Source organism: Mycobacteriales bacterium, assembly GCA_036497565.1.
GTDB lineage: Bacteria > Actinomycetota > Actinomycetes > Mycobacteriales > QHCD01 > DASXJE01.
This window is the reverse complement of the sequence record DASXJE010000228.1, coordinates 1-26,305: the sequence shown is the minus strand read 5'-3', so window position 1 is coordinate 26,305 and position 26,305 is coordinate 1. Positions and strand designations below refer to the sequence as shown.

27 protein-coding genes, 1 tRNA gene and 1 pseudogene are annotated in these 26,305 nt (G+C 71.7%); 16 read left to right on the top strand and 13 right to left on the bottom strand.

The window, feature by feature from the left end; all coding sequences use genetic code 11:
- Positions 1–19 precede the first annotated feature (19 nt).
- Together VGH85_18770 and VGH85_18765 are read right to left on the bottom strand one after the other, a co-directional pair.
- Positions 20–93 (bottom strand) — tRNA-Pro (locus VGH85_18770).
- Positions 94–109: 16 nt separating this feature from the next.
- Positions 110–1,018: a metallophosphoesterase gene (locus tag VGH85_18765; GenBank protein ID HEY2175853.1), complete on the bottom strand. Its 909-nt coding sequence runs from the start codon at positions 1,016–1,018 to the stop codon at positions 110–112.
- A gap of 22 nt (positions 1,019–1,040) precedes the next feature.
- Between VGH85_18765 and VGH85_18760 the strand changes: the two genes are divergently transcribed.
- On the top strand, positions 1,041–1,499 hold the full coding sequence (locus tag VGH85_18760; GenBank protein ID HEY2175852.1) for a GatB/YqeY domain-containing protein: 459 nt from the start codon (positions 1,041–1,043) through the stop codon (positions 1,497–1,499).
- Between the two features lie 13 nt (positions 1,500–1,512).
- Here the strand turns inward: VGH85_18760 and VGH85_18755 are convergent, their stop codons facing one another.
- A complete protein-coding gene (locus VGH85_18755; protein HEY2175851.1) occupies positions 1,513–3,933 on the bottom strand; it encodes a transglycosylase domain-containing protein in 2,421 nt (806 codons plus the stop codon).
- A 231-nt stretch (positions 3,934–4,164) separates the two neighbouring features.
- Between VGH85_18755 and VGH85_18750 the strand changes: the two genes are divergently transcribed.
- Positions 4,165–4,455, top strand: coding sequence for a WhiB family transcriptional regulator (locus VGH85_18750; GenBank protein ID HEY2175850.1), 291 nt, complete (start codon positions 4,165–4,167; stop codon positions 4,453–4,455).
- Positions 4,456–4,479: 24 nt separating this feature from the next.
- Here the strand turns inward: VGH85_18750 and VGH85_18745 are convergent, their stop codons facing one another.
- A complete protein-coding gene (locus VGH85_18745) occupies positions 4,480–5,661 on the bottom strand; it encodes an ArsA family ATPase (protein ID HEY2175849.1) in 1,182 nt (393 codons plus the stop codon).
- A gap of 16 nt (positions 5,662–5,677) precedes the next feature.
- The gene (locus tag VGH85_18740; protein ID HEY2175848.1) at positions 5,678–6,664 is read right to left on the bottom strand and encodes an ArsA-related P-loop ATPase; all 987 of its coding nucleotides are present in this window, start codon (positions 6,662–6,664) and stop codon (positions 5,678–5,680) included.
- Positions 6,665–6,731: 67 nt separating this feature from the next.
- On the opposite strand from VGH85_18740, the gene VGH85_18735 reads away from it, so the two are divergent.
- From VGH85_18735 to VGH85_18705, 7 genes are all read left to right on the top strand, one after another.
- On the top strand, positions 6,732–6,890 hold the full coding sequence (locus tag VGH85_18735) for a hypothetical protein (protein ID HEY2175847.1): 159 nt from the start codon (positions 6,732–6,734) through the stop codon (positions 6,888–6,890).
- Complete coding sequence (locus VGH85_18730; protein HEY2175846.1) at positions 6,887–7,366, top strand: RidA family protein; 480 nt, start codon at positions 6,887–6,889, stop codon at positions 7,364–7,366. Before VGH85_18735 ends, VGH85_18730 begins: the two co-directional genes overlap by 4 nt.
- 7 nt (positions 7,367–7,373) lie before the next feature.
- A complete protein-coding gene (locus tag VGH85_18725; GenBank protein HEY2175845.1) occupies positions 7,374–8,153 on the top strand; it encodes an NUDIX hydrolase in 780 nt (259 codons plus the stop codon).
- Positions 8,150–8,947 carry an MBL fold metallo-hydrolase gene (locus VGH85_18720; protein HEY2175844.1) on the top strand — a complete coding sequence of 266 codons (798 nt, stop codon included), beginning with the start codon at positions 8,150–8,152 and terminating at the stop codon, positions 8,945–8,947. Before VGH85_18725 ends, VGH85_18720 begins: the two co-directional genes overlap by 4 nt.
- A gap of 61 nt (positions 8,948–9,008) precedes the next feature.
- Positions 9,009–10,187, top strand: a complete 1,179-nt coding sequence (locus VGH85_18715) for a PfkB family carbohydrate kinase (protein HEY2175843.1) — start codon at positions 9,009–9,011, stop codon at positions 10,185–10,187.
- Positions 10,188–10,224: 37 nt separating this feature from the next.
- Positions 10,225–11,763: a CHAD domain-containing protein gene (locus VGH85_18710; protein ID HEY2175842.1), complete on the top strand. Its 1,539-nt coding sequence runs from the start codon at positions 10,225–10,227 to the stop codon at positions 11,761–11,763.
- Positions 11,760–12,542 (top strand): AAA family ATPase, encoded by a 783-nt coding sequence (locus VGH85_18705; protein HEY2175841.1) that lies wholly within the window; start codon positions 11,760–11,762, stop codon positions 12,540–12,542. Before VGH85_18710 ends, VGH85_18705 begins: the two co-directional genes overlap by 4 nt.
- A gap of 106 nt (positions 12,543–12,648) precedes the next feature.
- Here the strand turns inward: VGH85_18705 and VGH85_18700 are convergent, their stop codons facing one another.
- Both VGH85_18700 and VGH85_18695 read right to left on the bottom strand, forming a co-directional pair.
- On the bottom strand, positions 12,649–13,323 hold the full coding sequence (locus VGH85_18700) for a Crp/Fnr family transcriptional regulator (protein HEY2175840.1): 675 nt from the start codon (positions 13,321–13,323) through the stop codon (positions 12,649–12,651).
- Positions 13,324–13,425: 102 nt separating this feature from the next.
- Positions 13,426–13,674 (bottom strand): hypothetical protein, encoded by a 249-nt coding sequence (locus VGH85_18695; protein HEY2175839.1) that lies wholly within the window; start codon positions 13,672–13,674, stop codon positions 13,426–13,428.
- Between VGH85_18695 and nth the strand changes: the two genes are divergently transcribed.
- From nth to VGH85_18675, 4 genes are read left to right on the top strand one after another with little or no spacing between them, the layout of a single operon-like run.
- Positions 13,673–14,512, top strand: coding sequence for an endonuclease III (gene nth, locus VGH85_18690; protein ID HEY2175838.1), 840 nt, complete (start codon positions 13,673–13,675; stop codon positions 14,510–14,512). The two genes, VGH85_18695 and nth, sit on opposite strands and share 2 nt — an antisense overlap.
- Complete coding sequence (locus VGH85_18685; protein ID HEY2175837.1) at positions 14,509–15,114, top strand: TlpA disulfide reductase family protein; 606 nt, start codon at positions 14,509–14,511, stop codon at positions 15,112–15,114. The genes nth and VGH85_18685 overlap by 4 nt, the downstream gene beginning before the upstream one ends.
- Positions 15,107–15,868: a CoA pyrophosphatase gene (locus VGH85_18680; GenBank protein HEY2175836.1), complete on the top strand. Its 762-nt coding sequence runs from the start codon at positions 15,107–15,109 to the stop codon at positions 15,866–15,868. Before VGH85_18685 ends, VGH85_18680 begins: the two co-directional genes overlap by 8 nt.
- Before the next feature lie 49 nt (positions 15,869–15,917).
- Positions 15,918–17,102, top strand: a complete 1,185-nt coding sequence (locus tag VGH85_18675) for a MarP family serine protease (protein ID HEY2175835.1) — start codon at positions 15,918–15,920, stop codon at positions 17,100–17,102.
- A gap of 7 nt (positions 17,103–17,109) precedes the next feature.
- Here the strand turns inward: VGH85_18675 and VGH85_18670 are convergent, their stop codons facing one another.
- The 5 genes from VGH85_18670 to VGH85_18650 all read right to left on the bottom strand — a co-directional run bounded on the left by VGH85_18670 (position 17,110) and on the right by VGH85_18650 (position 22,055).
- Positions 17,110–18,033: an alpha/beta hydrolase gene (locus VGH85_18670; GenBank protein HEY2175834.1), complete on the bottom strand. Its 924-nt coding sequence runs from the start codon at positions 18,031–18,033 to the stop codon at positions 17,110–17,112.
- A 70-nt stretch (positions 18,034–18,103) separates the two neighbouring features.
- Positions 18,104–18,613: a phage holin family protein gene (locus tag VGH85_18665; GenBank protein HEY2175833.1), complete on the bottom strand. Its 510-nt coding sequence runs from the start codon at positions 18,611–18,613 to the stop codon at positions 18,104–18,106.
- A 112-nt stretch (positions 18,614–18,725) separates the two neighbouring features.
- Positions 18,726–19,301, bottom strand: coding sequence for a hypothetical protein (locus VGH85_18660; protein ID HEY2175832.1), 576 nt, complete (start codon positions 19,299–19,301; stop codon positions 18,726–18,728).
- Between the two features lie 88 nt (positions 19,302–19,389).
- The gene (acs, locus tag VGH85_18655; GenBank protein HEY2175831.1) at positions 19,390–21,366 is read right to left on the bottom strand and encodes an acetate--CoA ligase; all 1,977 of its coding nucleotides are present in this window, start codon (positions 21,364–21,366) and stop codon (positions 19,390–19,392) included.
- Positions 21,367–21,422: 56 nt separating this feature from the next.
- Complete coding sequence (locus VGH85_18650) at positions 21,423–22,055, bottom strand: acetate uptake transporter (protein HEY2175830.1); 633 nt, start codon at positions 22,053–22,055, stop codon at positions 21,423–21,425.
- Positions 22,056–22,212: 157 nt separating this feature from the next.
- Here VGH85_18650 and VGH85_18645 point away from each other — a divergent pair, with 157 nt between their 5' ends.
- The gene (locus VGH85_18645) at positions 22,213–22,971 is read left to right on the top strand and encodes an oxidoreductase (GenBank protein ID HEY2175829.1); all 759 of its coding nucleotides are present in this window, start codon (positions 22,213–22,215) and stop codon (positions 22,969–22,971) included.
- 251 nt (positions 22,972–23,222) lie between these two features.
- Here the strand turns inward: VGH85_18645 and VGH85_18640 are convergent, their stop codons facing one another.
- Entirely contained in the window at positions 23,223–24,008 is a 786-nt protein-coding gene (locus VGH85_18640; protein ID HEY2175828.1) for an HAD-IB family hydrolase, read from the bottom strand.
- A gap of 307 nt (positions 24,009–24,315) precedes the next feature.
- On the opposite strand from VGH85_18640, the gene ssd reads away from it, so the two are divergent.
- Together ssd and VGH85_18630 are read left to right on the top strand one after the other, a co-directional pair.
- Positions 24,316–25,452, top strand: a complete 1,137-nt coding sequence (gene ssd / locus VGH85_18635) for a septum site-determining protein Ssd (protein ID HEY2175827.1) — start codon at positions 24,316–24,318, stop codon at positions 25,450–25,452.
- Positions 25,449–26,036: pseudogene (locus tag VGH85_18630) on the top strand (ATPase, T2SS/T4P/T4SS family). The gene ssd and the pseudogene VGH85_18630 overlap by 4 nt, the downstream one beginning before the upstream one ends.
- Positions 26,037–26,305 lie beyond the last annotated feature (269 nt).

Sequence of the window (26,305 nt, the reverse complement as noted above, 5' to 3'; positions counted from 1 at the left end):
TGACCTGCGGTTTTGTGGGTCGGGGTGACAGGATTTGAACCTGCGGCCTCTTCGTCCCGAACGAAGCGCGCTACCAAGCTGCGCCACACCCCGGTGATGCGGGACGAGTCTAGCCGACCCCGTCGGGTCCCGTTGACCGCGGGACGAGGGTAAGCAGGGTGGCCTCCGGAGGGCAGGCGAAGCGGACCGGCGCGTACGGCGAGGTGCCGAGGCCGGCCGACACGTTCAGCCACGAGTCGTGCCAGCGGGACAGTCCGCGGCAGCGGCCCCGGTCGAGACCGCAGTTGGTCACCAGGGCGCCGTAGATCGGGACCCGGAGCTGCCCGCCGTGGGTGTGCCCGCACACGATGAGCTCGTAGCCGTCGGCGGCGAACCCGTCGAGCACGCGCGGCTCGGGGGAGTGCGACAGCCCGATCCGGATGTCGGCCGAGGGGAGCGCGCGGCCGGCGACCTGCTCGTAGCGGTCACGCCGGATGTGCGGGTCGTCGACTCCGGCCAGGGCAATGGTGCGACCCGCCGCGGTCACGGTGGCCCGCGTGTTGCTCAGGTCCTGCCAGCCGGCGGCGAGCATCGCGTCGCGCAGGTCGCGCCACGGCAGGGGGTCGCCGGGGCGTCGGCGCTTGTCGTCGGGGAAGAGGTACCTCAGCGGGTTCTTCGGTCGCGGGCCGTAGTAGTCGTTGCTGCCGAAGACGAACGCGCCGGGCCTCCCCAGCATCGGGCCCAGCGCGGTCAGCGCGCCTGGTACGGCGGTCTGCCCGGCGATGTGGTCGCCGGTGCTGAGGACGAGGTCGGGCTCGAGCGCGTCGAGCGCCCGGATCCATTCCTGCTTCCCGCTCTGGCCGGCCGTCATGTGCATGTCGGACAGGTGCAGCACCCGGAGCGGAGCGCTGCCCGGCGCCAGGATCGGCACGTCGTACCGGCGCAGGGTCCAGCGGGTCCGCTCGATGAGTCCGGCGTAGGCCGTCGTCGCGGCTGCGGTCGTCAGCAGCGCGAGAGGCAGTCCGGTACGGCGTCGCATCCCTCCAGGGTAGTTTCGGCGGGTGGGTGATCTCAAAGAACGGCTACGGACGGACCTCTCGACGTCGATGAAGGCGCGGGACGAGCTCACCACCGCGACCCTGCGAATGGTGCTGGCGGCGGTCGGGACGGAGGAGGTCTCCGGATCCTCGGCGCGGACCCTCTCCGACGACGAGGTACTGCGCATCCTGACCCGCGAGGCGAAGAAACGCCGCGAGTCGGCCGAGGCCTTCGACGGCGCCGGGCGCGGTGAACTCGCCGACCGCGAGCGCGCGGAGGGCACGGTCATCGACCGCTACCTGCCGGCGCAGCTGACCGACGAGGAGCTCGTCGAGCTCGTGCGGGTCGGCATCGGCCAGTCCGGAGCGACCGGCATGGCCCAGATGGGACCGGCGATGAAGGCCGTCCAGGCGTCGGTCGCCGGCCGGGCCGACGGGGGTCGGGTCGCCGCCGAGGTCAAACGGCAGCTGTCAGCCGGCTGAGGCCCCCGACGCGTCAACCGCCCGGATGGTGATGCGGCGGACCGTGGTGGTGACCGCCGCCCGGCGGCAGCACCGGATGCGTCTTCGTCGGGCTCGGCGTCGGACTGGGGGTCGGGCCGGCACTCGGGCTCGGCGTCGGACTGGGAGTCGGACTCGGCGTCGGACTGGGGGTCGGAGTCGGCGACGGCTTGCCGTTGCTCGTCGTCAGCGTGACGTTCTCGCCCTTCGCGACGCGGGCCCCGCAGGCCGGGCTCTGCGCCAGCACCGTGCCGACCGGGGACGTCGAGTCGGCCTCCGGTCCGGGTACGGCGTTCAGGCCGGCCGACGCGAGTGCGTTGGACGCGCTGCTCACATCGGCGCCGGTCACGCAGGGAATCTGCACCGAGTCGCCGTTGACGACCGACGGGTCGGGCTCCGGCCAGGTCCACGCCGGTTCGTTGGCCACGATCGGTTGTACGGCGTCGTGCCAGATCTGGGCGGCGAACTTGCCGTAGAGCGGCCCCGGATTCCCCGGGATCGTCGTCACTTCCTTCGACGGTGAATCCGGGTTGAACACCGCGACGCTGGAGGCCAGGTTGGGCGTGTAGCCGATGAACCACAGCGCGGCGTTGTCGTTGGAGGTGCCGGTCTTTCCGGCCGCCGGGTGCTGGTAATCGAGGGCGGCGTTGCTGGCGGTGTTGTAGCTGACCCACGGCTCCTGGTTGCTGGGATCGCCCCGAAGGATGCTCGTCATCCCGACGGCGATCTTCGGCTGCAGCACCTGGCTGCAGGCCGTCTTGGGCACCTTCACCGCGTGACCGTCCGGGCCGGTGATCGACACGATCGGGTTCGGCGGGCAGTACTTGCCCTTCGCGGCAATGGTCGCCGCGGCTGAGGCCATGTCGAGCGGACTGGTGGCGGGCGAGCCCAGCGTGAAGGACGCCTGCTGCTCCTTGATCATCTGGTCGGCCAGCGAGTTGGGCAGCGACCGCGGCGCCAGACCCATGCGCTGGGCGTCGCGGACCGGGTCGGTCAGGTCGCCGTTGAAGTAGCGCGACTCGAGGAGCTTGACGAAGTAGGTGTTGACCGACTGGACCGTCGCCCGGCCGAGGGTGCAATCACAGGCCTCGTCGGCCCCGTCGTTGTGCACGGGGTAGCCGTGGAAGACCGTCGAGGTGAAGTGCTGCGGAGAGTTGATCCGGAAGAAGATCGGCACCCGGCGCTGCAGGGCGGCAGCCAGCGTGAAGATCTTGTACGTCGACCCGGCCTGCGCGACCGGCCGCACACCGAGGTTGATCGTCGTCTGGGACTTGTCGTTGGGGTCCGAGCCGTAGGTCCGGTTCACCGCCATCGCCTGTACGGCGCCCGTTCCCGGCCGCACGACGTCCATCACTGCGGCGGCCGGATTTCCCATCGGGTCGTTGGCGGTGACCGACGCCATCGCGTGGGCCTGGATGTTCGGATCGAGCGTGGTCTTGATCGTGAGCCCGCCCTTGTAGAGCTGGGCGTGGGTGAGGTGCAGGACGTCGGTGAGATACGACCGCACGTAGTCGCAGAAGAACCCGCTGTTGGGCAGGAGGGTCTGCCCGCAGCCGTTCGCCGGCTCGATCACCTTCTTGACCAGGGTGATCGGTGTCCCGTCGGCGGCCGAGAACTGTGCGGACGAAATGACGCCGAGCTGATGCATGCGGGCCAGCACTTCGTGCCGGCGTGTGCTCGCGCGGCTCTTGTCCTGGAACGGGTCGTCCCCGCTCGGGCTCTGCACGAGGCCGGCGAGCATCGCGGCCTGCGGCAGGCTCAGCTCCTTCGCCGACACCCCGAAGTAGGTGTGGGCGGCGGTCTCGATTCCGTATGCGCCCTCGCCGAAGTAGGCGATGTTCAGATAGCGCGTCAGGATCTGATCCTTGGTGAGTGTGTGCTCCAGGGCCACCGCGAGCCGCGCTTCCTTGAGCTTGCGGCCCAGGTTGTCGGCGATGGCGGCGCGCTGCTCAGCAGGAGTGGTCGCCTGGTAGAGCAGGACCTGCTTGACGTACTGCTGGGTCAGCGTCGAGCCGCCCTGCTGTACCGAACCTGCCCTGCCGTTGGTGACCAGCGCGCGGACGATGCCGCGGTAGTCCAACGCCTTGTGCTGGTAGAAGCGGCTGTCCTCGATGGCGATCAGTGCCTTGCGCGCCACGGGAGCGATCTGGGAGAGCGGCACCACCCGGCGGTTCTGCAGGTAGAGGTTGGCGAGCCGCTGGCCGTCTGCGGCCAGGATCTCCGAGCGCTCAGGGGGCTTGCCGCCATCCTTGAGCTGCGTCGGCAGGTTCCTGAAGGTGTTCGAGCCGGCCTTCGCCACGAGCCCGATGCCACCGACGGTAGGGATGGCCACCGCCGCGAGGACGACGCCGCCGACGACCGCGGCGATCACCAGCTTGGCCGTGGTGGTCAGAGTCTTCCGAGATGCCGCTGCCACGGGGAGCCAGAGTACGTCGTCCCGGACGGCGCGCGACCACCCCGCCGCGCGGCTACGCCTGCGCTACGCCATTTGCTTACAGCAATACCGCCGGAGGGCGTAGCAATGGAGTAACGGCAGGTCTAACCAAGATAGGCTTCTCGGGGACTGTGCACCCGGGTGTCCGGTTTCCTAGAATGAACCTAGTGCCGGTGTGCTCGGGGATCACCGGTCGACTGGGGGGTAAACCACATGAATAGTAGTGCAACGTGGGCTGCGCGCGCAGTCTGTCGGACGGCTGACCCGGACGCATTGTTCGTCCAGGGTGCGGCGCAGAATCGGGCGAAGCGGTTGTGCGCCGCGTGCCCGGTGCGCACCGAGTGCCTCGCCGACGCGCTGGACAACCGGGTCGAGTTCGGTGTCTGGGGGGGCATGACGGAGCGGGAGCGCCGGGCGCTGCTGCGACGTCGACCAGGCATCAAGTCGTGGCGCGGTCTACTCGACGCAGCACGGCGCGAACACGATCGGGAGCCCGCAGCCTGATCTTCGGCACCCACCTCGGCACCGTCAGTGCGTCTGGCGGGCGCCGGCCTGGTGGGTGGTGAGCGTTTCGGCGACCGCGCGGAGGCCGTCGAGGTCGTGGACGTCAGTGGCCATCGCCGGTACGTCGGCGATGGCGACGTCCGGGTGGGCGACCGAGAAACGGCTCCGCAGGCGCCGTTCCGCGTCGGCGACGACCAACCGGTCGGCGTGGAGCCGGAGCACGGCCGCGGCGACGCGGCTTCCTCCGGGAACGTCCAACTCGTCCGCGGCCGCCTCGGCTCGCGCCGCCGACAGCGATTCCGCGCTGGTCAGGTGCATCCGGTTGAGGACCAGCCCGGCGAGTGGCATCTCTTCCGCAGACAGCCGATCGACGAAGAACGACGCTTCGCGCAGGGCATCCGGCTCCGGCGCCGCCACGACGACGAATGCCGTCCCCGGTCGGCGAAGCAGGTCGTAAGTCGCCTGCGCGCGTTCACGGAAGCCACCGAACATCGTCTCGAGCGCGGCGACGAGGGCCGAGATGTCGGCCAGGCCCTGCCCGCCGAGAATCTTGGTCAGGACCCGGCTGAACATCGAGAAGCTGGCACCGACCACCCTCGCCCCGAACCGGCCGCCGGCCTTCGCGGGCGCTGTCAGCAACCTGATCATCCGACCGTCGAGGAACCGTCCGAGCCGGGCCGGAGCGTCCAGGAAGTCCAGCGCGGATCGCGACGGCGGCGTGTCGACGACGATCAGATCCCAGTGGTCGCGGGCCCGTAACTGCCCGAGCTTCTCCATCGCCATGTACTCCTGCGTACCGGCGAAGGACGACGACAGCGCCTGGTAGAAGGGATTGGCGAAAATCTGCTCGGCCTTCGGGACGGTGGTGTGCGCGAGCACCACCTCGTCGAAGGTGCGCTTCATGTCGAGCATCATCGCGTCGAGCGAGCCACCGGCGCTGGCGTCGATGCCGGGCACCGCGCGAGGGGTGTTGTCGAGCTCGGTGAGCCCCATTGACTGGGCCAGCCGGCGCGCCGGATCGATCGTGAGCACCACCGCCGCCCGGCCGTGCTCGGCGGCGTAGAGGCCGAGGGCCGCCGCCGTCGTGGTCTTGCCGACGCCGCCGCTGCCGCAGCACACCACCACCCGGGTCTGCGGGTCGAGGACGACCGCGCCCAGGTCGAGGCGGGCCGGCGTACGACGACCGGTCATCGTCCAAGCACCCATGCGGGCCGGGTGGCAGTCACCCGACGCCCTGATCGCGTAGCTGCCGGGCGAGCTCGTAGAGCCCGCCGAGATCCATCGGGGGCGTGAGCAGCGGAAGCTCGTAGGTGGGGCGTCCGAGGGTGGCCACCTCGGCGCGGTGGTGCTGCTCCATCGCATAGCGGGTCGCATGCTCCTGCGCCTCGCCGGCCAGTGCCGGAGCCAGCTCGCCCCCGTCCAGCCCGGTCTTCGTCAACGCCGCCGCGAGCCGCCCGACGTCGAGCCGGCCGGCCTGGGCGCGGGCGAGCTCGCGGGCCGGAAGTAGCGGTGGCCGCGTCATGTTGATGATCACTGCACCGACCGGCAGCCGGGACGCGGTGAGCTCGGCGGCGGCGTCGACGGTCTCCTGCACCGGCATCTCCTCCAGCAGGGTGACGATGTGTACGGCGGCCTGGCTCGACCGGAGGACGGCCATGACGCCGTCGCTCTGGGTCTTGATCGGACCCATCTTGGCCAGGCCGGCGACCTCGCCCGTGACGTTGAGGAAGGGCACGATCCGCCCGGTCGGCGGGGCGTCGAGCACCACGGCGTCATAGACCCGGCGCCCCTCTTCGACCCGCGTGGTCGCCTCCTTGACCTTGCCCGTGAGCAGGACGTCGCGCATGCCCGGCGCAATGGTGGTCGCGAAGTCGATCGCGCCCATGCGGCGCAGGGCCCGACCGGCCCGGCGCATGTTGTAGAACATCTGCAGGTATTCCAGGAGGGCCTCCTCGGCGTCGACCGCGAGAGCACGCACCTCCCCACCCTCAGGCGCCACGGCGATCCGGCGCTCGCCGTACGGCAGGGGCGGGGTGTCGAACAGCTGGGCGATCCCTTGCCGGCCCTCGATCTCGATGAGCAGCGACCGGCGTCCGCCCGTGGCCAGCGCGATGGCGAGCGCCGCGGCGACGGTGGTCTTGCCGGTGCCGCCCTTCCCGGTGACCACGTGGAGACGCGCGGGTGGCCACGACGTGTCGGGCAGGGGCACCGTCCCAGCGTAGCCGGAGGATGCGGCGGGCACGGGCGCCCCGCGAGCGGCCCGGTACGGTGCGGGCATGCAGAAGTGGGAGTACGCCACCGTGCCGTTGCTCGTGCACGCGACCAAGCAGATTCTCGACAACTGGGGCCAGGACGGCTGGGAACTGGTCGTCGTCATCCCGGGTCCCAACCCCGAGCAGATGGTCGCCTACCTCAAACGGCCGCTCGAGTCATGAGCGTCACCGACCGGTTGGCCGAGTTGGGCATCGCCCTGCCGGGCGTCGCCGCACCGCTCGCGTCCTACGTGCCGGCGGTGCGCGCGGGCGGCCTCGTCTACACCTCGGGCCAGCTGCCCATGGTCGACGGCGCCCTCGCCCGGTCCGGCAAGGTCGGCGGCGAGGTCAGTGCCGAGGACGCAGCGGCGCTGGCCCGCACCTGCGCGCTCAACGCGTTGGCCGCGGTCGACGCCCTGGTGGGGATCGACAATGTCGCGCGGGTGGTGCGGGTCGTCGGCTACGTCGCCAGCGACGCCGGCTTCACCGGCCAGCCAGGTGTCGTCAACGGGGCCAGTGAGCTGCTCGGCGAGGTCTTCGGTGACGCCGGCCGGCACGCCCGCTCCGCCGTCGGTGTCGCGGAACTGCCGCTCGGTGCCCCGGTCGAGGTCGAGCTGGTCGTGGAGGTCGCCGACCGCCCGGCGGTCATCCCGGCCTGAGCGCGCGATGCCCCCGCGCGACGCCGCCACCGTGGCGCTGCTCCGGGACGGCTCGCGCGGCATCGAGGTCTACCTGCTCCGGCGGGTCGTCGGCATGGCCTTCGCCGGCGGCATGACCGTCTTTCCCGGCGGCACGGTCGATCCCGACGACGCCGTGACGGCGGCGGGGCCGTCGATCGGCTGGGTCGGGCCGAGCCCCGCGCACTGGGCGGCGCGACTGTCGACCGACGAGATCACCGCCACCGCGCTGCTCAGTGCCGCCGTACGCGAGACGTTCGAGGAGGCCGGCGTGCTGCTGGCCGGCCGGTCCGCCCGATCCGTCGTCGACGCGTCGGGTCCGGCCTGGCTGGCCGCGCGGGATGCGGTCGAGCGGCATGAGCTGTCGCTGGCCGCGCTGCTGCACCGCGAGGGCCTGGTGCTGCGCACCGACCTGCTGCGCGCCTGGAGCCGGTGGGTGACACCCGAGCAGGAGCCCCGGCGCTACGACGCGCGGTTCTTCGTCGCCGCTCTCCCGGACGGTCTCCGGACCGATACCTCCACCGGCGAGGCCGAGGACGCCGCCTGGCTTCGCCCGGCCGATGCGCTGGCCGAGACCAGGGCCGGCGCCCGCGCCCTGCTGCCGCCCACCTCGGTGACCCTCACCGAGCTGAGCCGGTATGGATCCGTGAGCGAGGCGCTGGCCGCTGCCGATCGCCGCTCCCTCACGCCGGTGCGTCCGGTGTTCGAGGACGGCGCGGTCGTCCTCCCCGACGGGACCCGGCTGCCGCTGCCGGGATCGTCGGCGTGACCGGCGCAGCCCGGCACCCGGCGTACGGGCAGGTCCGCCCGGTGACCCCCTACGCATCGGTGGTGCTGGCGCCCAACCCGTCCCCGATGACCCTCGAGGGCACCAATTCCTGGGTGTTGCGCGCGCCGGGCGGGCGACGGTCGGTCGTCGTCGATCCCGGCCCGGACGACCCGGGTCACCTCGCCACCCTCGCCGGTACGGGCCCGGTCGCCCTCATCCTGCTGACCCATGGCCACGCCGACCACGCGGCCGGTGCGGCCGGCCTACACACCCTGACCGGGGCGCCGGTCCGTGCGGTCGACCCGGCGCACCGGATCGACGGAGCCGGCCTGGCCGACGGCGACGTCGTGACCATCGACGGGCTCGACATGACCGTGCAGGCGACTCCGGGCCACACCGCCGACTCGGTGTGCCTCGTCGTCGAGGACTCGGTCCTCACCGGCGACACGATCCTGGGGCGGGGCACGACCGTCGTCGCGCACCCGGACGGCCGGCTGGGCGACTATCTGGACTCGCTGCGCCGGCTCGCCGCGCTCGGCCCGCGGCGGGTGCTGCCCGGCCACGGCCCGGAGCAGCCGGACGTCGCCGAGGTCGCCGCGGCCTACCTCGCCCATCGGATTGAGCGGCTTGATCAAGTGCGGGCGGCGGTCGAGGCGCATCCTGGTCCGGTGACCGCCCGCGAGATCGTCGACACCGTCTACGCCGACGTCGATCCCGCGGTGCGGTGGGCCGCCGAGCTCTCGGTGCGGGCCCAGCTCGACTACCTGGCGTCCGACCAGCCGGGCGAGAGCTGATGTCCGGTTCGAACGGCATGGTCCGGCCCAGGCAGCGACCGCGACGGAGGATGCTCGGACGATGAGCAACAGGAACCAGTTCCGGTCCGACGCCGGCGACGGGCGCCCGTCCACGCCGGCCGGCGAGCCGCCGCTGGCCGGGCCGCTCTCCGATCCGTGCGCCGAGCGCTACGAGGCCAGTGCGCGGCTGCACAGCAGTCAGGCCGACGCACCGGTTCTCGACGTCTTCCTGTCGGGCACGGTCTTCATCGACATGATCTTCACCGGGCTGCCGGGGCTTCCGGCGCCGGGCACGGAGCTGTTCACCGGCGGCCTCGGGTCGGCGCCGGGCGGGGTCGCCAACCTCGCGGTGGCGATGAGCCGGCTGGGTCTGCGGGTCGGCCTGGCCGCGGCGTTCGGCGACGACATGTTCGGCGCCTACCTCTGGCGCACGATCGCCGAACAGGAAGGCGTCGACCTCGGTCCGTCCCGACGGCTGCCGCGCTGGCCGACGCCGGTGACGGTGTCGCTGTCCTACGACGCCGATCGGAGCATGATCACCTACGGCGAGCCGCTGCCCTTTCCCCCGGACAAGCTCGTCACCGCTGTGCCGGAGTCCAAGACCTGCTTCGTCGACCTCGACCACGGACCGCCCGAGTGGGCGGCCGAGCTGCGGGCGGCGGGGACGACCGTCTTCGCCGATGTCGGCTGGGACGCCACGGGCGTGTGGTCCCCGGCCACCCTCGACAGCCTCGCGATGGTCGACGTCTTCCTGCCCAACGCCGTGGAGGCGATGGCGTACACCCGCACCGACAGCCCCGAGCGGGCCCTCGCGGCGCTGGCCGAGCGGGTGCCGGTGTGCGTGGTGAAGGCCGGCGACCGTGGCGCGATCGCCATCGACAACGTGACCGGTGAGGAGGCGTCGGCGCCGGCCCTGCCGGTCGACGCCCTCGATCCGACCGGCGCCGGTGACGTCTTCGCCGCCGGTTTCGTCTTCGGTTCGCTGGCCGGCTGGCCGCTCGACGAGCGGCTGAAGTTCGCCAACCTGTGCGCGGGCCTGTCGGTGCGTCATTACAGCGGGTCGCTCGGCTCGCCCTGCTGGGGGGAGATCGCCGCCTGGGGCGAAAACCCGGACATCTCCGCCGACGTACTCGCCCAATACGGCTTCCTCGTCCCCTACATTCCGGACGCGGCGATCGACGACCGGGTGCGGGCCAATCCGACCGTCGGTCTCGGTACCCACGTGCCCGACGGCGAGTGACCAGCTCCGATCTAGCTGACCTGGGTGGGAGGCAGGCGTGTCGGACCGACCGGTGACGCTGGTGTGGACGACCGCGCCGTCGCGGGAGGTCGACGGGATCGCGCGCGTCCTCGGCCCGGCGTACTCGCTGCTGCCGGAGCGCCGGGCCACGATCAGCAGGGTCTGGCTCGACACGTTCGACTGGCGGCTGCGGGAGGCCGGCGTCGACCTCGAACACCGGCAGGGCGGCGGGCGGTCGCTGACCCTGCGCGACGGGGACGGTCAGGTCACCGTGGGCCGTATTTCGGCGCTGCGCTGGCCGGCCCTCGTCGACGACCTGCCGGCCGGCTCGCTGCGCGACCGGCTGCGCGCGGTCGCCGGGATCCGCGCGCTGATGCCGGTGGCCGAGGCGCGGACGGCCGTCCGCGAGGTGGCGATCCGCAACGACGACGCGAAGACGGTCGCGCGGCTCACGCTGGAGCGGAGCGCCGGTGACCCCCGGGGCCCGATCCGGATGGTGATCGCCCCGCTACGGGGGTACGCCGCCGACACCACCCGTATCGTGGCACTGCTCTCCCGGGTGCCCGGGATCGCCGACGGGGCGAGGTCGGCGTACGACGACGCGGTGGCGGCGCACCCGCTGCGGGCGCTCGACGTGCCGACCCACGAGCGCGGCTCCGTGTCCCCGGCGCTGGCGGCGCCGGCCGCGATCGCCGGTGTCCTGCTGCAGTTCGCCACGACCATCGCGGAGAACGTCGAGGGGGTGACCGCCGACGTCGACACCGAGTTCCTGCACGATCTGCGGGTCGCCGTACGACGGACCCGGTCCGTCCTCAAGCTGACCGGCGACGTGCTCCCCGGCGGACTCGCCGACCGCTTCGGGCCGGAATTCCGGCGGCTCGGCGACCTGACCACGCCGACCCGCGACCTCGACGTCTACCTGCTGGGCCTGCCGGAGCTGGCCCGTCGGCTGCGGTCGGCCCGACCCGCCGACCTCGCGCCGCTCGCGGACGACCTGCGTCGCCGGCGCCGGGGCGCGCTCCGCGGGCTGGTGCGGGCCCTGCGGTCGGCGCGCTTCGCCCAGCTCCAGGCCGACTGGCGGGAGGCCTTGACCGACCCGGCGGTCAGCGCGGGGCCCGAGATCGACCTGGCGGAACTCGCCGACCAGCGGGTGCGCCGGGCCTACCGGCGGGTGCGCCGCCAGGGCCTGGCGATCGGGCCGGCGTCGGCCGACGAGGAGCTGCACACACTGCGCAAGCGGTGCAAGGAACTGCGCTACCTGCTGGAGATCTTCGCGCCGATGCACGACCGGTCGCAGAGCAAGTACGTCGGGCGGGAGCTGAAGCGGCTGCAGGATTCCCTCGGCGCGTTCCAGGACGCTTCGGTGCAGCGTGAGGCCACCCGGACCTTCGCCGAGCAGATCGTCGCCGAAGGCTCCGCACCGGCCGCGACCGTCCTGGCGATGGGGGAGCTCATGGCGCACCTCGACGCCGACCATGAGTCGGCGCGGGTGGAGTCGGTCGAGTTGATCGAGCGCTTCGACGGCGCCGACGTCGGGCGACGGATCAGGGCCCTGTCTGACAGGGTGGCGGGGTGAGAGTTTTTGCGACGTACAACATCAAGGGCGGCGTCGGAAAGACGTCCACCGCGGTCAATCTGAGCTACCTGGCCGCCCGCGCCGGTGCCCGCACCCTGCTGTGGGACCTGGATCCGCAGGCCGCGGCGACATACATGTTGCGGGTCAAGCCACGGGTGAAGGGCGGCGGACGCGCCCTGGTCCGGGGGAGCCGGCCGCTCGACGACGCGATCAAGGCCACCGACTTCGACGGCCTCGACCTGCTGCCCGCCGACTTCAGCTACCGCAACATGGACATCGAACTCGACGGCACCAAGAAGCCGGTCCGGCGGATCCGGCGGTTGTTGCGCCCGGTTCGCGACGAGTACGACGTCGTCATCCTCGACTGTCCGCCCAGCATCTCGCTGGTCTCGGAGAACGTCCTGCATGCCGCCAACACCATCGTCGTCCCGCTCATCCCGACCACGCTGTCGGTGCGCACCCTCGACCAACTGACCAGCTTCGTCGACGGCTTCGACGGTCGCCGGCCCGAGGTCCGGGCGTTCTTCTCGATGGTCGACCGGCGCAAGCGGCTGCACCGGGAGATCGTCGAGACCCTGCCCGCGGAGCGCCCGGGCATCGCCACGACCGTCATCCCGGCGATGTCACTGGTCGAGCAGATGGCCGTACGCCGCGCTCCGGTTCCGGCCTTCGCGCCGCGCAGCCGGCTCGCCCACAGCTACGAAAATCTGTGGGCCGAGGTGTCGGCCGACGGTGTCGGGGCTCCGGCGCGGCTGCCGGCGCTGGACAAAACCCACTAGTAGTGGGTTCTGGTCCACGACACGCCGTACACGGTGCCCAAAACCCACTAGTAGTGGGTTTTGTCCATCGGGGGAGGATCTGCGGGCGGGAGATCCGCCGGTGCGCTCAGCGGGCCCGGCGGGTCAACCGCTCGCGGTCGAGGATGACGACCGACTTGCCCTCGACGCGCACCCAACCCCGCGAGGCGAAGTCGGCCAGCGCCTTGTTGACGGTCTCCCGCGAGGCGCCGACGTACTGCGCGAGCTCCTCCTGCGTCAGGTCGTGGGTCACCCGCAGCTGTCCGCCCTCCATGACACCGAAGCGCTGGGCAAGCTGCAGCAGGGCCTTCGCGACCCGGCCGGGGACGTCGGTGAAGATCATGTCGGCGAGCATGTTGTTGGTACGCCGCAGCCGGCGGGCGATCACGTGCAGCAGTCGCTCGGCGATCTCGGGGTAGCGGGTGATCCAGTCGCGCAGCGCCTGCTTGGGCATCTTGGCGAGCCGGGCGTCGGTGACCACGGTCGCGGTGACCGTCCGCGGTCCCGGGTCGAAGAGCGACAACTCACCGAACTGGTCGGACGGGCCCATGATCGCGACGAGGTTCTCCCGGCCGTCGGGAGACCTCCGGCCGAGCTTCACCTTGCCGGCCAGGATGATGTAGAGGCTGTCGCCGCGTTCGCCCTCGCGGAAGACCGTGGACCCACGCGGCGCGTCGAAATACTCCAACTGCGCGGCCACTGCCTCCGCCGCGGCGGGATCGATGTCCTGGAACAGCCCGGCCTTGGCGAGCACCTCGTCCACGTTCACCCTCCGCTTCCGCGCCGGGTGGCGCGGTTGTCACCGAATGATCGCCTGGCCGCGCATCGTCGTCCAGGTTGGCGCGTGCCTCGCGGCGACGCGCCGCTAGGCGTCCCGCCCGGCCCGGCTGGGCAGCAGCCGGGTGATCCGGTGCCGACCGGACCGCCACCGCTCGAGTGCCGGCGCGACACCCAGGCGTGCCATGACATCGACGTCGTCCGGGCGGGCGTTGTCCAGGAACTCCTCGACCTGCCGGTCGTCCGGCCGGTGCCGCAGCCGGTCCTCGACCCGCTCGAGCAGCAGCATGAACGCCATCAGCACAAACGGGAAGAGCAGTACCAGCAAATCGATCATGGCGAGCGATTCTCTCCTACCGGCTCGAGCGGCCGACCGCGGGGCCACCCCGGACGCCCGGGGCCGGGCCGCTCCGACCGGCCGACGTACGCTGACCGACGTGTCGACCGTCAGGCGGCGGGCGTCTGAAGAGACGCCGCTCGCGCTCACCCGCCGTGCCCGGCGGATCAACCGGGAACTCGCCGAGCTCTACCCCGATGCGCACACCGAACTGGACTTCCGTACGCCGTTGGAGCTCGCGGTGGCGACGATCCTGTCCGCGCAGACCACGGACAAGCGGGTCAACGAGGTCACTCCGGAGCTCTTCCGGCGTTACCGCACTGCGGCTGACTACGCCGGGGCCGACCGCGCCGAACTCGAGGTGATGCTCCATCCGACCGGCTTCTTCCGGAACAAGACCACGTCGCTGATCGGGCTGGGCGCCGCGTTGGTCGAGCGCTACGACGGGACGCTGCCGCGCCGGATGAAGGATCTCGTGTCGCTGCCGGGCATCGGCCGCAAGACCGCCAACGTGATCCTCGGCAACGCCTTCGACATTCCTGGAATCACCGTCGACACCCACCTGGGGCGGCTGGTGCGGCGCTGGGGCTGGACCACCGAGACCGACCCGGTCAAGGTCGAGGCGGCGGTCGCCGACCTGCTCCCCCGCCGGGAGTGGACGATGTTCTCCCACCGGGCGATCTTCCACGGCCGCCGGGTGTGTCACTCGCGGCGGCCCGCCTGCGGTGCGTGTGCCATTGCCAGGCTGTGCCCGTCGTACGGCGAGGGCCCGATCGATCCCGTGGTGGCACAGCGCCTGGTGAAGTCGCCGGTCGAAATCGCCGAGTCGGCCGGATGAGACGGCGGCTGGCCCTGTGCGCGTCGTTGTGCGCGTCGTTGTGCGCAGTACTCGCGGCCTGCTCGACGACCCCTGACCACCACGGAGCGAGCCGGCCGGACACCAAGCTGGCCGGGCTCCGCAGCCAGGCGGCGCTGCAGCGCTGTCCGACCCCGGCCGGCACGGCGACCGGACGGTCGGTACTTCCCGCCGAGACGCTCGCCTGCCTGGGCGGTGGGCCGTCGGTGCCGCTGCGTCGGATCACCGGATCACCGACGGTGGTCAACTTCTGGGCGACCTGGTGCGCGCCGTGCCGCGGCGAGCTGCCGGACCTGCAGCGGTTCGCGAAGGCGGCCGCGGGGCGCGTACGGGTGATCGGCGTCGACACCGAGGAGACGTCGCCGTCGGCCGCGCTGTCCTTCCTGCAGGACGCGCGGGTCCACTTCCCGAGCGTGTACGACCCGGCCGGTCGGGTATCGCACGCCATGGGGCTGCCCGGGCTGCCGGGCACGGTGCTGCTCCGCGCCGACGGATCTGTCGCCGCCGTCGAGCCGAAGGTGTTGAGCTACGACGCGCTGCGCGGTCAGGTCGCGGCCCGCCTGGGAGTCCGCGTCGGTGGCTGACCAACCGGTCGACCCCGACCGGCCGCCGGTGGGGGTACCGCCGTGGCTGCAGACGCTGGTTCAGGCTGTCTCCACCCTGGAGCCGCCGCGCCTGCCCGAGGCCGTGGGCGCCGTCCGGGAGTCCGCCGTCCTGATGCTGCTCGGCGACGGGCCGGACGGGCCCGACCTGCTGCTCATCGAACGGGCCGGAGACCTCCGCGCCCACGCGGGTCAGCCGGCCTTCCCCGGCGGAGCCGTCGACCCCGGTGACGCCGACCCGGCCGCCGCCGCGCTCCGCGAGGCCGCCGAGGAGGTCGCCGTCGACCCGGCGGCGGTCGAGGTCGTCGGGGCCTTCCCGCGGCTGTTCATCCCGGTTTCGGGCTACGCCGTCACCCCGGTGCTCGGCTGGTGGACCCGGCCGGCGCCGGTCCGGGTGGTGGACCGGGCGGAGGTCGCCCGGGTCGAGCGGGTCCCGGTGGCCGAGCTGGCGGATCCGACCCACCGCTGCCGGGTCCGGCATCCGTCCGGCCGGATGGGGCCCGGCTTCGACGTCCGCGACATGCTGGTCTGGGGTTTCACCGCAGGCCTGATCGACCGGCTGCTCGAGCTCGGCGGCTGGGCCCGACCGTGGCGACCCGGTCCGGTGCGGCCGCTGCCGCCCGAGCAGGTCGAGCTCGCCGCCCGCGGCGTCCCGTCCTCCGGACTCACACCGGGCGGAGCCGGCGCGGGTACCGTCGACGACGGAACGGGTCGGGAGGAGCCGGATGCGGACTGACCACGGTGCCGCCCGGGCCTGGACTGACCGGCGGTAGGGCCGGTCGAGGATGGGTCTGGGGTTAGTCGACATCGTCGTCCTGGTGGTGGCGGTCGGCTTCGCGGTCAACGGGTTCCGCAACGGCTTCGTCGCGTCGATCCTGTCCTTCATCGGGTTCTTCGGCGGCGCAGTGATCGGTGCGCAGCTGGCCACGCCGATCGCGACCCGGCTCAGCAGCGGGCGGACGCAGGTGGTGGTCGCGGTCGCCGTGGTCATCGGCTTCGCGTTGATCGGGCAGATCGCCGCGGTCCGGTTCGGCTCCGCGCTTCGCAACCGGATCACCTGGCGGCCGGCCCGGGCGGTCGATTCGCTGCTCGGCGCCCTCACCGGTGCTCTCGCCGCGCTTCTCGTCGCGTGGATGGTCGCCACCCCGCTCGCCTCCTCGCCGTACCCCGGGCTGGCCAAGGCGGTGCGCGCGTCGACGGTGATCCGGACCGTGAACTCGTCGGTGCCGCCACCGGTGCGCAACCTCTACGACTCGCTGCGCCGGCTCGTCGATCGGGGTGACTTTCCCGACGTGTTCGGGCCGCTCTCACCGACCCGGGTGCTCCCGGTCTCTCCCCCGAACCCCAAGCTGCTCTCCGATCCCGCGTTGCGCCAGGTCCGGCACTCGGTCGTCAAGGTCACCGGGCTCGCGCCGTCTTGCTCGCGGCGGATCGAGGGCTCCGGCTTCGTCTATTCCTCGCACCGGGTGATGACCAACGCGCACGTCGTCGCCGGCGAGCAGTCACCGTCGGTCCAGGTCGACGGGCAGGAGTTCGCGGCGACCGTCGTGCTCTACGACCCCGACCGCGACGTCGCCGTCCTGCAGGTCCCCGACCTCTCCGAGCCGGCGCTGTCGTTCTCCCCGAGCGACGCGGGGCGCGGCGCCGACGCGATCATCGTCGGATACCCGCTGGACGGGCCGCTGACCGCGAACGCCGCGCGTATCCGGGACCGGGAGGAGATCCGCGGGCCGAACATCTACAACAACCGGACGGTCGACCGCGACGCCTACACCGTCCGTGGCACGGTGCGCAGCGGCAACTCCGGTGGCCCGCTGCTGCGACCCGACGGCCAGGTCTACGGCGTGATCTTCGCGGCGGCGCTGGATCAGACCCAGACCGGCTTCGCGCTGACCGCCGACGAGGTCGCGTCCGACGCCCGCGCCGGTGCCCGGGCGACCACCCCGGTCGGCACCGGCGGCTGCGACTGACTCGGACTCAGCCGGACTTGGCCCAGCGCACCAGCTCGCCGCTGACGAGGTCAGGCGCCTCCTCGTGCGGGAAGTGCCCGACCGACGGGATCAACCGCGACTCGTAGGTGGCCGCGACGTAGCGTCCTGACCCCTGGGCCGTGCCCGGAAGGGTGCACGAGTCGAGGGCGCCGTGCAGCTGCAGCGTCGGCGCGGTGACCGGCCGGGACAGCAGCTTGGCGAACCGCCAGCCGTCCGGGCGGACCTGCGAGCGCATCATCCAGCGGTAGTACTCCAGCGCGCTGTGGGCCGCCGCCGGGATCTGCATCGCGGTCCGGTAGCGGCGGACGGCGTCGGCGAAGTCCTCCGTCCCCTGCCAGTTGGCACCCGCCCAGTCGGCCATCAGCCGGGCGGTGCCCGCACCGTCGTCGCGGGTCAGGAGTGTCTCGGCGTAGCGGGGCGTCTGGAAGGTGAAGGTGTACCCCGACGAGCGGAGTTGGCCGCGGGGGTCGGTGACCATCGCCGCGCGCAGCCGCAGGGGGTGCGGCGACCCGATCGCCACCATGCTGCGCACGACCCGGGGATGAGCTGCGGCGACCGTCCAGGCCAGCATCCCGCCCCAGTCGTGCCCGACCAGCATCGCGTCGCGCTCACCGAGCGCACGGACCAGGCCCGCGGCGTCGCCGGCCAGGGTGTAGGCGTCGTACCCGCGCGGCGGCTTGTCGCTGCCGCCGTAGCCCCGCAGGTCGAACGCGGCCACCCGCAGACCGGCGTCGGCCAGCGCGACGAGTTGGTGCCGCCACGCCCACCAGAATTCCGGAAAGCCGTGCAGCAGGAGTACGAGCGGCCCCGAGCCCGCTTCCACGACATGCAGACGAACGCCGTTGGTGCTCACGTCATGGTGAGTCCACGGTCCATCGGCGTCGATCAGTGCAGCGGGCCCGTCGGGCATGGCGCCAAGGGTCGCACATCGGGCACCGGCCCCGACGCATCTCGGGGTGCATCGGGCCCGAGTCGCCGGCTCAGCCGCTCTCGGGCGCCTGGGTCGGGTGCTTCGCCCAGTCTGCGGTCTCCTTGACGGTGGTGATCGTGCGTTCCGGTTTCCCGATCCGGGACACCTTGCGGTAGCCGATGAACGCCGCGCCGGCTGCGATGAGCACGAGCAGGCCGAAAACGATGAGGTACGCCGCCCAGCGCCATATGCCGAGCGTGACCAGTCCCTCCGCGAGCGCGATCAAACCGAAGGTGAGTGAGAAGGCGAGGAGCACGGTCGCGACGACGAACAGCGCGACTCCGAGGCCGGCCTTCTTCACCTCCTGGGTCACCTCGGTCTTGGCCAGCTCGATCTCGCCGCGCACCAGTGTCGAGAAATGCGTCGACGCGTCGCGTACGAGTTCTCCGACCGACGGTTGGGTGCCGCCCTCGAGGGCACCGGTCGAGGTCGTCCCGACCGCGGGTGTCGTCCCGCCCGCTATGGCGTCCTCCGGCCGGATCCGGTGCCGGCCGGACGCATCGCTGCGCTCAGTACTCACGCGTGCCCCTCCCAGGTGGTCCGCCTCAAACACTGATCATGCTCCATGCCTGCGCCGTACGGGTCCAGCACCGGGACCGACCCGCTCACGGGCACCCGTTAGGGGGCATCCGTCAGGGGCAGCCGACCAACGCCCGCATCGACCCGGTCCACACGTAGGACGGCGACGACCACTCCACCTGGACGGCGATGGGCGCCGCGCCCGCCGCACTCACGTGACCGACGACGTTCCACCACCCGCTACTGCCGTCGACCAGCCGCAGGTGAGCGCGGTCCGGATGCGCGCAGTAACGCTGCATGACGAGATGGACGGCTCGGGACGCGGCCGCCCGGTTCGGACCGTCGATCGGCGGCAACGCGCCGGTGACGACGTCTCCGTTCACCATGGGATCGGGCAGCCGGACCCGTCCGGGCAGGCCGTCGTAGCGGCGGGGGATGTCGAAGATCTGGTTGTGGGCGAGGTCGGGTCCGACGCCGTTGGTGACGTTCGAGGTGGGGCTCGCGTCGGCCGACCGCTGCGGCACGGTCGCACGCAACACCAGCAGGCCCGCGACCACCAGCAACCCGGTCAGCACCATCGCGCTGAACCGCACCGTCCGGGAATGCCGCGGCGGCTTGCCCGAACCGCGGCTCGGCTCGCCGGCCGGGTGTTCGAGGGTGCCCACGGCGGCGCCATGCTCGTGCTCCATGACGCCCCCCGCCCGGAGCCACAGCTTCTTCCCCGAACTGTGACTTCACCTTCGAGCGTACGGAACGCGATGTGCCCTCAGGGCAGAACTACTCTTCGCTGCTGGCCGCCGGCAGGTTCTCCGCTATGAGGTCCATGACGGACGAGTCCTGCAATGTGGTGACGTCGCCGAGGCTCCGGTGATCGGCCACGTCGCGCAGGAGACGCCGCATGATCTTGCCCGACCGGGTCTTCGGTAGCTCGGCGACCACCAGGATCTGCCGTGGCTTCGCGATCGGGCCGATCTCCTTCGCGACATGGTTGCGAAGCTCGGTGACGAACGCCTCACCGGCGGATTCGTCGGCCGCGACGCTGCCGCGCGGGATGACGAAGGCGACGATGCCCTGTCCGGTGGTCGGGTCGGTCGCCCCCACCACTGCCGCTTCCGCCACCTTGGTGTTGGAGACGAGCGCGGATTCGACCTCGGTCGTCGAGATGCGGTGGCCGGAGATGTTCATGACGTCGTCGACCCGGCCGAGCAGCCACAGGTCGCCGTCGTCGTCCTTCTTCGCGCCGTCACCGGCGAAGTAGACGCCGGGGAACCGCGCCCAGTAGGTGTCGATGTAACGCTGGTCATCGCCCCAGATGGTGCGGAGCATGCCGGGCCACGGCTCGGTGAGCACCAGGAAGCCGCCGCCGCCGTCGGGCACCGGCTTGCCGTCGTCGTCGAATACGTCGCCGCTGATGCCGGGCAGCGGACGCATCGCGGCGCCGGGCTTTCCCGCGGTGACCCCGGGCAGCGGCGAGATCATGATCCCGCCGGTCTCGGTCTGCCACCACGTGTCGACGACCGGGCAACGGTCGCCGCCGATGTTGAGGCGGTACCACATGTAGGCCTCGGGGTTGATCGGCTCACCGACGGATCCCAGCAGCCGCAGAGACGACAGATCGTGCTGGGCCGGGATGTCCTCGCCCCACTTCATGAAGGTCCGGATGGTCGTCGGCGCGGTGTAGAGGATGGTCACCTTGTACTGCTCGATGATGTCCCACCACCGCCCGCGGTGCGGGGTGTCGGGAGTGCCTTCGTACATCACCGAGGTCACGCCGTTGGCCAACGGTCCGTAGACGATGTAGCTGTGACCGGTGACCCAGCCGATGTCGGCCGCCGTCCAGAAGATGTCGGTGTCGGGTTTGACGTCGAACACCGCGGAGTGGGTGTAGGCGACGTGCGTGAGGTAGCCGCCGGTGGTGTGCAGGATCCCCTTCGGCTTGGCCGTCGTCCCGGACGTGTACATCACGTAGAGCGGATGCTCCGAATCGTGCGCCTCCGGGGTGTGTTCGCTGCTCTGCCGGTCGACGACGTCGTGCCACCACACGTCGCGGTCGGCGTTCCACGCCACGTCCTGTCCGGTCCGGCGTACGACGAGGACGTTGCGCACGTCGGGGCAGTCGGCGACCGCCTCGTCGACGGCCGGCTTGAGGGCACTGGCCGCGCCGCGACGGTAGCCGCCGTCGGAGGTGATCACGATCCGCGCGTCACAGTCGAGGATCCGGCTCTTCAACGCGTCGGAGGAGAACCCGCCGAAGACCACGGTGTGCGGTGCTCCGATCCGGGCACACGCGAGCATGGCGACGACGGTCTCCGGGATCATCGGCATGTAGAGCGCGATCCGGTCGCCCTTGCGCACCCCGAGCTCGAGCAGCGCGTTGGTCGCCTTGCACACGTCGTCCTTGAGCTGGGCATAGGTGATCTCGCGGGTGTCGTCGGCCGGCTCACCGACCCAGTGGAAGGCGACCTTGTCGCCGCGACCGGCGGCCACATGCCGGTCGACGCAGTTGACCGACGCGTTCAGCGCACCGCCGACGAACCACTTCGCGAACGGCGCCTTCCACTCGAGCACCGTGTCCCACGGCTTGTCCCAATCCAGTCGCCGCGCCTGCTCCTCCCAGAAGCCGAGCCGATCGGCGGCCGCCCGCTCGTAGGCGTCGGCCTTGAGGTTGGCGTTGGCCGCGAGCTCGTCGGGCGGCGGGAACCGACGGTTCTCGTGCAGCAGGTTGGACAGGCCGGCATCTGACGAGTCAGTCACAGCATTACTCCGGTCACGGTCGTGAAGTAGTCCGGTCGGCTTCTCTCTAGCAGATCTCAGCGCGTCCCGGCAGGCCAGGTCGGGAGAACGACCCGCTTCCACGTGGCGTTGGTGACCCCGGCAAACGAGGCGTACCAGGCGATGGCGGCGGTCGCGATGCCCAGGTAGCCACCGATCTTCGTGGCGTTCTCGGACGGGTTGAGGGCGCCGATCGCCAGCAGGATGAAGGTCGCGGTCAGGAAGACGAACACGCCGGCCACCGCGCCGCTGACTCGCAGTGACGGAACGATCATGTAACAGGTGAAGATCGCCCACGCGAGAAGGTAGAGGCCGATCGCGGTCTCGGCGTCGGCCGGGTTACCCGTCGGCTTGTAGAAGATGAGGATGGCCGCGAAGGACAACCAGAACCCGCCGTAGGAGGAGAAGGCGAGCGCTCCGAACGTGTTGCGGTTCTTGAACTCCCACATGCCGGCCAGCAGCTGGACGACGCCGCCGTAGAAGAGCGCGAGGCCGATCACGATCGACTGGGTCCCTACGCCGACGATGTTGGCGTTGATGCAGCTCAGCACGAATGTCGTCAGTGCGAACCCGGCCAGGCCCAACGGTGCGGGGTCGGCGATGGACGGTGCGGCGGCGGCCGGCGGTTCTGCAGCGGTTCCGGGCCCACCGGAGCCGGTGGTCTCTGCCATGGATCCTCCCTTTGAGTAGGCCCGTACCACCCACCTGGCTCGGGCACCCCGTGACTCTAGATCGCATTCGTTCCGATGGCGGTACCCAGATCGGCCGAATGAACCGATCAAGTAGGCCGATCGGCTGCTCCGGGGCATCATCGCCTAGCCTCGGACGGTGCCGACGGTGCCGGGCGACCCCCTCCAGCCGCTTCTCGGGCTGGCGGGCGTCGATGCCGCCGCCGGGCAGGCCAGAGCGGCGGTCGACGCCCTGCTGGCCAATCCGATGCTGCGCCGACGCAGCGCCGAGGTCAGTTCCGAGTCGGCCCTCCGCGGTGCCAGGTCCTCGGCCGCTCTCGACGGCTGCGACCTGCCGTTGGACACGGTCCGCGCCGGCGGCGTCGACGATCCGATCCTTGCGGGAGCACTGCGGGCCAGTGCCGCGGTCGGCAGCCTCGTCGCGACCTGGCGGCACGCGCCGATGCAGGCGCTCGCCCGCCTGCACCTGCTCGCCGCGGCGGGGATCCTCCCGGACGACGAACTCGGGCGGCCGACCGCCGACCCGCAGCGCTCCGCCCGGCTCGCCGCGCTGGCGGCCCTGGTCACGGGCGACACGGCCGCGCCGGCGGTCGTCGTGGCCGCCGTGGTGCACGGCGAGCTGCTGGCGGTCGAGCCGTTCCGTGCCGCTAACGGCACGGTCGCGCGGGCGGCGGCGCGGTTGACGATGATCTCCCGCGGACTCGACCCGAAAGCGGTCGGCGTACCGGAGGTCGGTCACGCCGAGCAGGCCGACGAGTACGTCGCCGCCCAGCGCTCCTTCCGGACCGGCGGTGCGGACGGGGTGGCCCGCTGGTTGCGGCACTGCTGCGCGGCGGTGGAGCGCGGCGCGCAGGAGGGACTCGCGGTGTGCGAGGCGATGCGCAGGGGAGCCCGCTGACGGACATGCGAACGGCGCCCCTCAAGGGGCGCCGTCGCGGACGGACATCCGGTTACCAAGCGTGCACCTTTACTCGACGAGCGCAGACCGGTGAGGGTCCGCCCCGACGTGCCTCTCGCGGCTGGACGCGCGTGGGTGCCTGGTGTCCGTGCCCGGTTAACGGCCCGAAAGTCGTCCTCCGTAAGGCTCTTTGTACGCCGTTCCCGGCGCCGAGGGAAGGCCCGTCTGCAGCAACACCGGGCCGGTGCCGGTCAGCCTCGCAGCCGCCGCCGGGCGTACCAGGCCAGGCCCGCCGCGGCGCCGATGCCGACGGCCGTCCCGGCGACGGCCGGTCCGGACTGGCGGGCATTGACCAGCCTGCTGCGTACCGAGACCGCCCGGTCGAAGTGCAGGACCGGCCAGCCGCGTTCGACCGCGGCCCGGCGAAGCGCCCGGTCCGGATTGACGGCCGTGGCGTGCCCGACCACTTCGAGCATCGGTAGATCTGTCACCGAGTCGCTGTAGGCGTAGCTCTCGGCGAGGTCGTAGCCGTGGGAGGCGCTCAGTTCGCGGATCGCGGCGGCCTTGTTCTCCCCGTAGGCGTAGAAGGCGATCTCGCCGGTGTACTTGCCGCCCTCGACCACCATGCGGGTGGCCACGACCCGGTCGGCACCGACCATCGCGCCGACCGGAGCCACGACCTCCTCGCCGCTGCTCGACACGATCACGATGTCGCGTCCGGCCGCGCGGTGCTGCTCGATGAGATCGGCCGCCTCGTCGTAGATCAGCGGGTCGACGATGTCGAACAGGGTCTCCGCGACGATGTCGTTGACCTGCTGCACGTCCCAGCCGGCGCACATCGCGGTGATCTGATCCCGCATCCGATCCATCTGATCGGCGTCGGCGCCCGCGATGAGGTAGACGAACTGGGCATAACTGGCCTTGAGGATGGCCCGCCGGTTGATCAGCCCGCCGTGGAAGAAGGGCCGACCGAACGCGAGCGTGCTCGACGTGGCGATCACGGTCTTGTCCAGATCGAAGAACGCTGCGGAGCCCACAAAAAAACAGTGTATTGGTGGGCTACCGATGGTTTGGGGGAGCGGGATGTGGGGAAAAACGACGGTGCCGAGGTCATTAGGCCTCCACAGAGCCCGGTTCAACCCCCCGGAATCGGGACTCGTAAGACGACCCCCGCCTCCCCCCCAGGCGGGGGTCGTCCTGTCTCTGCGTCCGGATGCGCCGACGCGACGGTTGTCAATCTCTCGTCCACAGCGCACCCGATGATCCACAGTCCGACGACCGGTGCTCCGCGGAGACCCGTCGGTGCGGTGTGCTCGGCGGCACCGTCCGCCGAGGAGCCGCCACATGCCTGCCAATCCCGCCCCGACTCGACCCGCCCCGACTCGACCCGCCCCGACCGGACGCCGCCCGCTGGTCGTCACCGCGGACGAGAACCTCCTCGACGACGTCCTGCGGTTGGCTGCGGCAGTCGGGACGGAGGTCGAGGTCGCCGCCGAGGTGACCGGAGGGCGAACGTCCTGGACTGCGGCGCCGGTGGTTCTCCTCGGCTCGGACGTCGTGGGGCGGTGCTCGGCCGATGCCCTCAGCCGCCGCCAAGGGGTCGTGGTCCTCACCCGGACCGAGCCCACGCCAGAGGTATGGCGCCGGTCGATCGCGGTCGGCGCCGAACAGGTCCTCGTGTTGCCGGCCGCCGAGCCGGCGCTGGCGGAGCTCCTCGCGGCAGCCGATGAGCCGCGACCCCGCAGCGGTCGGGTGGTGTGTTGTGTCGGCGGCCGGGGCGGCGCGGGCGCGTCGGTGCTCGCGGCCGCGCTGGCGGTGACCGCGGGCCGCACCACCAGGCGCCACCCGTTCCTGGTCGACCTCGATCCGATCGGCGGCGGGCTCGACCTCGCGCTCGGCGCGGAGTCCGCCACCGGTCTGCGCTGGCCCGATCTCACGGCGACGTCGGGCCGGGTGTCGGCCGCGTCGCTGCACGAAGCGTTGCCCGTCGTCGCCGGCGTCTCCGTGGTGTCGATGGGCCGGTGCGGCAGCCCCGACGTCTCCGCCGGCGCGGCTCACGCGGTCGTGACAGCCGGCCGGCGCCACGGCGATCTCGTCGTCGTGGATCTGCCGCGGATGCTCACCCCGGCCGCCGCGGCCGCCCTGGTGCTCGCCGACCTCACCCTCCTCGTGGTGCCCGCCGAAGTACGTGCCTGCGCCGCGGCCGCGGCGGTCGCGGCCGGACTCGCCGAGCACACCGGCCGGATCGAGGTCGTCGTACGCGGACCGGCCCCGTCGGGCCTGTCGGCATCGGTCGTCGCCGGATCCCTCGGACTCCCGCTTGCCGGCATGCTGCGCGTCGAGCCGGGCCTGGCCGCCGCACTGGACCGCGGCGCGGCGCCGGCTCGCCGGAGTCGCGGGCCGTTGGCGAATCTGTGCCGCCGCCTGGTCGCCGGCCTCGACGACGAGCCGGTCGCGGCGTCCGCCCGGGAGGTGGCATGAGCCTCGACGGGTCGCTGACCGAGCGGGTCCGTCGCCGCTTGGCGGGATCCGACGCGCCGGTCACGCCGGCCCGTGTCGCCGCGCTGCTGCGCGAAGAGACCGGCGGCCTCGTCGGCGACGTCGAGTTGCTCGACCTGCTCCGCGAGGCCCAGTCCGAATTCGTCGGCGCCGGCCCTCTCGAGCCGTTGCTGCACGACCCGGACACCACCGATGTCCTCGTCAACGCACCGGACCAGGTGTGGGTGGACCGCGGCCGGGGCCTCGAGCACAGCGCGGTCCGGTTCGCCGACGACGCGGCGGTGCGGCGGCTCGCGCAACGGTTGGCCGCCGCGGCCGGACGGCGTCTCGACGACGCCCGACCATGGGTAGACGCGACCCTTCCGGACGGGACCCGATTGCACGCCGTCCTCCCGCCGGTGGCTGCCGACGCCACCTACGTGTCGCTGCGGGTGCTGCGCAGCCGGGTCTTCACGATCGAGGAGTTGGTCGGTCTCGGCACGCTCGCGCCGGACTCCGCAGCTCTGCTCCGGCTCGTCCTCGCCGCGAGGCTCGCGTTTCTCGTCACCGGCGGGACCGGCTCGGGCAACCCCGCTAGTCCCAAAAACACCCACTACGTGGGATCCGGACAGACGACCTATCCCGGGCCCCTGTAATTGCCGATATGCGGGCGCTGAGTGGCGTGTCCAGGGTGAGCTTGCTCATCGCGAAGCGACGGCCGATGGCCGCCCTTTACACACCACTCGGTGGCCGGAGAATTGAGTCGGCAGGGGCCCGGAGTACAGGTGCACCCCGGCTGGCCTGCGCGTTTGCGGATCGGAGGGACGGTAGGACCGTCCGAGCGATCGGTGCCAAG

Excerpts from the sequence above, each read along its gene's own strand:
- VGH85_18765 (HEY2175853.1), bottom strand. The coding sequence starts at position 1,018 with ATGCGACGCCGTACCGGACTGCCTCTCGCGCTGCTGACGACCGCAGCC.
- VGH85_18750 (HEY2175850.1), top strand. The coding sequence starts at position 4,165 with ATGAATAGTAGTGCAACGTGGGCTGCGCGCGCAGTCTGTCGGACGGCT.
- VGH85_18745 (HEY2175849.1), bottom strand. The coding sequence starts at position 5,661 with ATGGGTGCTTGGACGATGACCGGTCGTCGTACGCCGGCCCGCCTCGAC.
- VGH85_18735 (HEY2175847.1), top strand. The coding sequence starts at position 6,732 with ATGCAGAAGTGGGAGTACGCCACCGTGCCGTTGCTCGTGCACGCGACC.
- VGH85_18730 (HEY2175846.1), top strand. The coding sequence starts at position 6,887 with ATGAGCGTCACCGACCGGTTGGCCGAGTTGGGCATCGCCCTGCCGGGC.
- VGH85_18725 (HEY2175845.1), top strand. The coding sequence starts at position 7,374 with ATGCCCCCGCGCGACGCCGCCACCGTGGCGCTGCTCCGGGACGGCTCG.
- VGH85_18715 (HEY2175843.1), top strand. The coding sequence starts at position 9,009 with ATGAGCAACAGGAACCAGTTCCGGTCCGACGCCGGCGACGGGCGCCCG.
- nth (HEY2175838.1), top strand. The coding sequence starts at position 13,673 with ATGGCGAGCGATTCTCTCCTACCGGCTCGAGCGGCCGACCGCGGGGCC.
- VGH85_18695 (HEY2175839.1), bottom strand. The coding sequence starts at position 13,674 with ATGATCGATTTGCTGGTACTGCTCTTCCCGTTTGTGCTGATGGCGTTC.
- VGH85_18685 (HEY2175837.1), top strand. The coding sequence starts at position 14,509 with ATGAGACGGCGGCTGGCCCTGTGCGCGTCGTTGTGCGCGTCGTTGTGC.
- VGH85_18675 (HEY2175835.1), top strand. The coding sequence starts at position 15,918 with ATGGGTCTGGGGTTAGTCGACATCGTCGTCCTGGTGGTGGCGGTCGGC.
- VGH85_18670 (HEY2175834.1), bottom strand. The coding sequence starts at position 18,033 with ATGCCCGACGGGCCCGCTGCACTGATCGACGCCGATGGACCGTGGACT.
- VGH85_18660 (HEY2175832.1), bottom strand. The coding sequence starts at position 19,301 with ATGGAGCACGAGCATGGCGCCGCCGTGGGCACCCTCGAACACCCGGCC.
- VGH85_18650 (HEY2175830.1), bottom strand. The coding sequence starts at position 22,055 with ATGGCAGAGACCACCGGCTCCGGTGGGCCCGGAACCGCTGCAGAACCG.
- ssd (HEY2175827.1), top strand. The coding sequence starts at position 24,316 with ATGCCTGCCAATCCCGCCCCGACTCGACCCGCCCCGACTCGACCCGCC.